We start from the raw sequence: 611 nt of genomic DNA on the forward strand, positions 1-611 counted from the left end.
GGCGCTCATGGGCGCAGTGTGCGCTGCGAATTTCGAAAATCAAGCGCAGGATCGTGTCGCAGTGCGTCACGAATGCCCGAAATTTCGACAAGGATCTTGAGGCCGTCCAGCCCGGAGCGCCAGCAACTCGTTGTTTCCAATGAAATACGACGAGGTTACCGATGAAACTTACGGCGGCGGAGTCAGGCGCAAGGCAAAAATATCGTAATTATTCTTGACAGCCCCACCCCCCTTTGCTCATATCGGATTGCAGTTGTAACGAAATTTCGATCGGTTCTATGCGTCCGACACCTCCAGGAGCAGGACCCGGGCAGGGGTGCCCGCCGGACGCAGGGCCCGACCACACATCCGATATATCTGTCAGCCAATCAGGCCGTGGGGGAATGATGAGCAGTCGAGCAGGTCGTAGCCGTGGCATCGCAGGCGGGGTGTCGCTGCTGGCGATGTGTATTGCCGGGGCGCTGCACGCGCAGAACGCCGCGCCGGCCGAGACCACCGAGCTGGCGACGGTCGTGGTGACCGGCACCAACATCCGCGGCGCCGAGCCGGTGGGCAACACCGTGCAGGTGATCAGCGCCGAGCAGATCCGCGACAGCGGCAAGGCCACCATC

Annotated in this window: 1 protein-coding gene; it reads left to right on the plus strand. The window is 61.5% G+C overall.

Features of this window, described 5'->3' with window-relative positions:
- Window positions 1-383 precede the first annotated feature (383 nt).
- A partial coding sequence (locus tag IG80_RS15450) for a hypothetical protein (protein WP_156962244.1) occupies window positions 384-611 on the plus strand: 228 nt, incomplete at its 3' end.

Origin of the sequence: Candidatus Paracaedibacter symbiosus, assembly GCF_000757605.1 — a bacterium.
Lineage (GTDB): Bacteria > Pseudomonadota > Alphaproteobacteria > Paracaedibacterales > Paracaedibacteraceae > Paracaedibacter_A > Paracaedibacter_A symbiosus.